Source organism: Bacteroidales bacterium (genome assembly GCA_031275285.1).
GTDB lineage: Bacteria > Bacteroidota > Bacteroidia > Bacteroidales > UBA4181 > JAIRLS01.
In genome coordinates this window covers 1-6,152 of sequence record JAISOY010000090.1, presented here as the reverse complement: position 1 = coordinate 6,152, position 6,152 = coordinate 1, and the positions used below count along the sequence as shown (strand labels likewise).

The window sequence follows — 6,152 nt, the reverse complement described above, 5'->3', positions numbered from 1 at the left end:
ATGTATAAAAATACGCAATCGATTGCGTATTTTTATACATACTAAAAAGATAATCTTCAAATATTTTATTTTTCTTTGTCATTGCAATAAGGTCTCAATCTTATGTTTAGGGATGATTTTGTTGAGAAAGGTTGTTAATTTTGATACTTTTGCCATTTTGTACTCTTTATCTATAATATTATACATGCTTACAAGCCTTAATAACAATGGCTTTGGCACGCCTCTTGCAGAGAGAGAGAGAGAGAGAGAGAGAGAGAGAGAGAGAGAGAGATGATATAGAAGATATAGAAGATATTATTTCGCACACGCGAAATATATTAAATAAATATTTCAAAACCATGGTTTGCGGGGATATTCCCTCCAAACCATGGTTTTTTTATGTCCATAAATAAAAACTATTAAAAACTATGCCTATGAAAAAATAACCACTTTATACTGCTCCGTTTTCAATTATTCAGTTACCAAATTTTAAAAAATGTGCCTATGGGAAAAGAAATTTTACGGCAATGTTAGTAATGCCTTACTGTCCGAATTGTCAACTATTTATAAAGTTATTTCTGAGAATATTGATTCGGATTTTAATGGTTTAGTGAATAACCAATAATTTACATTCATTATGAATCTACTTTTAAATAAAAGAAACCTCAGGGTTTCAAAAAACTATCAAAAGAAAAAACGAATTAGTCTAATCTTTTATTTACTTTTTTTTATCCCTTTTTCAATGATGGGACAGAATCTCATAAAAGGAAAAGTCATTGATGCTGAAACCGGGGAAACACTTCCCGGAGTGAACATAACAGTGGAAAATTCTACCAGAGGTGTATCGACAGATATGGACGGTACTTTTGAAATAAGGGTCAGCCCTTCCGATAAGTTGGTTTTTTCATCTGTTGGTATGGAGCCTCAAACCATAGAGGTGAAAGACAATACATACATTGAAGTGGCATTAAAACCGACAGCAAATGAGCTGGATGAAGTTACGGTTGTCGCTTTTGGTAAACAGAAAAAAGAAAGTGTAATCGGAGCCATCACCACCATCAATCCTGCTGAATTGAAGGTGCCCTCAAGCAATCTGACTACAGCGCTGGCAGGAAATATGGCCGGGGTGATCGCATACCAGCGTAGCGGAGAACCCGGAGCCGACAATGCCGACTTTTTTGTACGAGGGATTACGACTTTCGGAAACAATACCAATCCGCTCATATTGATTGATAATATCGAATTGACCACTACAGACCTTGCTCGACTCCAGCCTGACGATATTGCCAGCTTTTCTATCATGAAGGACGCTACTGCTACAGCATTGTACGGTGCCAGGGGAGCCAACGGGGTGATACTGGTAACAACTAAGCGTGGATCTGAAGGACCGGCCAAGATATCCCTGCGTGTGGAAAATTCATTCTCTTCTCCGACCAGAAATGTCAAGTTTGCGGATCCTATCACTTATATGAAGTTGCATAATGAGGCTGTTCTGACCAGGGATCCTTTGGCTGAGTTACCATACAGTCAGGATAAAATAGAAAATACTTTGCGTCCCGGATCCAGCCCTTACATATATCCGGCTAATGATTGGCAAAGCATGCTGATGAAAGATTACTCTACGAGCTATCGTGCCAATCTAAACGTTTCCGGAGGTGGTACTGTTGCACGTTATTATGTTTCTGCAGCTTATTCGAAAGATAATGGGATACTTAAGGTAGATAAGAGGAATAGTTTTAATAATAATATTGACTTTAAGAATTACAATCTAAGAGCAAATGTAGATGTGGATGTTACTAAAACGACAGTGCTGAGTGTACGTCTTACCGGTAATTTTGACAATTATACCGGGCCGCTTAACGGAGGAGAAGACGTTTATAAGATGATTGTCCGTTCGAATCCTGTGCTGTTTCCTGCTTATTATCCCATTGATGAGGATTTCAAATATGTGAAACATATCATGTTCGGTAATTATGGTACCGGAGGATATATCAATCCCTATGCGCAGATGGTAAGGGGCTATAAAGACAGGTCACGTTCCCAGATGCTTGCTATGGTAGAGATCAATCAGGATCTCAATTTTATTATAGACGGATTGAACATTATGTCTATGGTCAATATATCGCGTTTGGCGGAATTTGATGTATCCAGATTATATTATCCGTACTATTATAAGCTGAGGGGTGGTTATGATAGTTTTACAGGAGAATACCATCTGGAGCGTATCAATGAAAACGGAACTGAACATCTCGAATACGGGGAAGGTCCTAAAACTGTGGAATCGACCATGTATTCCGAAACAAGGCTTAATTATGGTAACACATTTGGTAAACATACGGTAGGCGCTTTGATGGTTCTCACTACCCGTGAATGGCTGGCTGCCAATCAGGGAACTTTACAGTTGTCGTTACCTTCCCGTAATGTCGGTTTAGCAGGGCGGGCTACCTATTCGTACGATAGTCGATATTTTGCAGAATTCAACTTTGGCTACAATGGTTCCGAACGATTTGCTAAAAATCACCGTTGGGGATTTTTCCCTTCAGCAGGTGCAGCTTGGCTTATTTCAAACGAACATTTCTGGGAGAAAGTAAAACCGGTGGTGAATAATCTGAAATTGCGTTATTCGTACGGTTTAGTCGGAAATGATCAGATCGGAGATAAGACAGACCGTTTTTTTTACCTGTCTCAGGTAAATATGTTCGATTCAGACAGGGGTGCTTATTTCGGGGAAAACTGGGATAAAGGAGGAGCCGGTATAAGGGTAAATCGGTATGCCAATACAGATATTACCTGGGAAACCTCTACCAAACAGAATTTTGCCCTTGAAGTAGGATTGTGGAATAAATTGAATATTATAGCGGAGTATTTTACAGAAAAACGCCGCAATATTCTGATGACACGTTCGGCTATCCCATCTACCATGGGGTTGCAGGCCTCAGTAAGGGCGAATATCGGAGAGGCCTCTGCCAAAGGTGTTGATATACAGGCTGATTACCAGCATGTGTGGAGCGAAAATTTCTGGACTTCAGCACGGGCGAATTTTACTTATTCCACCAGCAAGTATGAGGTCTATGAAGAACCGGAATACAATGAGTATTGGCGTTCGCATGTCGGTTTATCCTTAAAGCAGGAGTGGGGATATATTGCCGAACGCTTGTTTATGGATGATGCCGAGGCCCGGAATTCTCCCGATCAGACTTTTGGAAAAGAATATGGCGGAGGTGATATTAAATATACGGATATTAACCGTGACGGACAGATTACAGCTGCTGACATGGTACCTATTGGTAACCCTACTACGCCTGAGATTATCTATGGATTTGGATTTTCCGCCGGATACAAAGGATTTGATGCTTCAGTATTTTTTCAGGGACTGGCCAATGAATCGTTTTGGATAGATCCTGTTGCAACAGCGCCTTTTGTAGATAATACTCATCTACTGGAGGTGTATGCAGACAGTCACTGGTCGGAAGACAACCAGGACATGTATGCGCTTTGGCCAAGATTCAGTCCCAGTTATAATTATAATAATTTACAATCCAGTACCTGGTTCATGCGCAATGGCTCTTTTTTGCGTTTGAAACAAGCGGAAATAGGATACTCGATTCCGGGAAAATGGAAAGATAGGCTCCATATTAGTTTACTCCGGTTTTATGTGAGTGGAACCAATTTGTTGTTATTCAGTAAATTTAAGCTTTGGGATGTGGAAATGGCCGGAAACGGGCTGGGGTACCCGATTCAAAGAGTATTTAATGTTGGTTTGAATATCACATTTAATTAACATTTAAAAAGCATATTATGAAAAGTATAATCAAAAAAATAAAACTGAGATGGCTACTTTGTCCGATAATAACCATTTCGCTTATTTCTCCTTCCTGTAATGAATATCTGGACATCGTACCTGATGATGGTATGGCAACTTTGGAAAGCGCTTTTAGCATGCGTTCAACAGCCATCAGGTATTTATATACCTGTTATGGCTTCCTGACATCAGAAGGAAGTCTGGATGGCAACCATGGCTATATAACAGGAGATGAACTTTGGTCGATAAAGGACCGTAGGGAGAGTCTTCAATGGTGGAGCGGAAATTTGTTCAATATTGCGCTTGGATATCAAACAGCCAGTGCACCTTATGGAAATGACTGGGGTGGTATGTATGAGGCCATACGATGTTGTAATATAATGATCGAAAAAATCGGGACAGTTCCTGATTTACCTGAATGGGAAAGATTGCAATGGATCGCCGAAGCAAAATTCCTGAAAGCTTATTATCATTTCCATTTGATACGTAAGTGGGGGCCTGTTCCTCTCATTAAAGAAAGTCTCCCTATCAATGCAAGTGTGGAAGAAGTGCGTGTTTATCGTGATCCGATAGATGATTGTTTTGATTATGTACTTCAATTGCTGGATGAGTCCATACCTGATCTTCCGTTGAAAGTACAGAGCAGGGATGAACTGGGAAGAATTACCAGGCCTATTGCAGCAGCATTAAAAGCAAAAATAAGTGTGTATGCTGCAAGTCCTCTTTTTAATAATAATCAGGAGCAGGCATCTCTAAAGGATAAAAATGGTCTGAAATTATTCAATACCGACAAAACTCCCGAACAGGAAAAGGCCCGGTGGGATTCAGCAGTGGTAGCATGTGAAAAGGCGATACGGATATGCGAGGAGGCAAGCATAGCATTGCACAAACATCAAAGCCGCGTAAGGCTTAATGATACTATTTACCTGGACCTGGACTTGAGGACTGCTTTTACTGAGAAATGGAATGATGAAATCATCTGGGCGAATACCCATTCAATCGCCAATAATATACAAAATGCGGCTGCAGCTAACTTAGCCTGGAGCCAATATCCGGATATTCCCAGTTTGTACAATCATATTCAGGCTCCATTGAAAATTGCCGAAATGTTTTATACCAATCATGGACTTCCCATAGAAAATGACCTGGCTTGGAGCAATGTCGATCCGTATGCTTTACGAAACGGAGGAAATACCGAACGGTGGTATATCAGGAAAGACTATACTACTGTGGAACTAAATTTCAATCGCGAACCCCGGTTTTATGCATGGATGGGTTTTGACGGAGGTATATGGTACGGACATAAAGCAGAGACCAATGATCCCATACCGGGCGATTTGTTCTGGATATCTTGTCGTGCGGGACAACCTCAACAGAAAAAGGGGTATGACTGGGGGCCGGTAACCGGTTATTACCTCAAAAAGGTGATCCATCACGAAAACAGGCAAACCGGTGCAACGGCATATGACCGTGTCAATTATCCATGGCCAATGATACGGCTGGCTGATTTATACCTTCTGTATGCGGAAGCCATTAACGAATCAGAAGGACCCAACGGGGCACATAGCAGCGATTTATTCTATTACCTTGATGCGGTACGTTCAAGGGCGGGACTACCGGATATCAAGACGGCCTGGGATACCTATAGCAATGTTCCACAAAGGTATAATAGTCAGGATGGGATGAAACGGATCATACATCAAGAACGATTGATCGAACTTTCATTTGAGGGTCAACGATTTTGGGATTTACGCCGATGGAAGGAGGCGCATACCGAATATGCAAAAGGAATTTACGGATTCAAAGTCACCGCAAGTAAGCCGGAAGATTTTTATCAGAAGATATTTATTGCAGACCAGAAATTTTCAATGAAAGATTACTTCTGGCCCATTCAAACATCACTGATTGAACAAAATCCGAATTTAGTACAAAATATCGGGTGGTAAATTTCAAAGATGAATCATCTAAAAACAATTATAATGGAACGATCATGTATACAAAAGATAGACAATTTACATGTGGGTGCCATATGATTATAACCAATAATTTATATTACATATGAAAAGAATAATATGTATTTTATCCATATTGATTCCTCTTGCCATAATTGGTTGTAAAGAAGAGGGAAGAGTTGACTATGTTGATGATGATGCACCTGCACCTGCACCTGTTACCATTGTGAAGGTTACTAATACTCCCGGAGGGGCTGTTATTAAGTATAAGGTTCCGGATGATGATAATTTGCTGGGTGTGAAAGTAGTATATACGCGTAATGGAGAAGTCTGTGAATCAAAGGCTTCAAAATATGCTGATACGCTTGTTGTACAGGGATTTGGTAATACAGATCCGCAAATGGTAAATTTGTACAGTG

At 40.3% G+C, this 6,152-nt stretch carries 4 protein-coding genes; all 4 read left to right on the top strand.

Annotated elements, in window-relative coordinates; all coding sequences use genetic code 11:
• Window positions 1–212 precede the first annotated feature (212 nt).
• Entirely contained in the window at window positions 213–392 is a 180-nt protein-coding gene (locus LBQ60_09785) for a hypothetical protein (protein ID MDR2038202.1), read from the top strand.
• A gap of 329 nt (window positions 393–721) precedes the next feature.
• Entirely contained in the window at window positions 722–3,760 is a 3,039-nt protein-coding gene (locus tag LBQ60_09780; protein MDR2038201.1) for a TonB-dependent receptor, read from the top strand.
• Window positions 3,761–3,777: 17 nt separating this feature from the next.
• Window positions 3,778–5,727 carry a RagB/SusD family nutrient uptake outer membrane protein gene (locus LBQ60_09775; protein ID MDR2038200.1) on the top strand — a complete coding sequence of 650 codons (1,950 nt, stop codon included), beginning with the start codon at window positions 3,778–3,780 and terminating at the stop codon, window positions 5,725–5,727.
• 112 nt (window positions 5,728–5,839) lie between these two features.
• On the top strand, window positions 5,840–6,152 hold a 313-nt coding region (locus tag LBQ60_09770; GenBank protein MDR2038199.1), incomplete at its 3' end, for a DUF4959 domain-containing protein.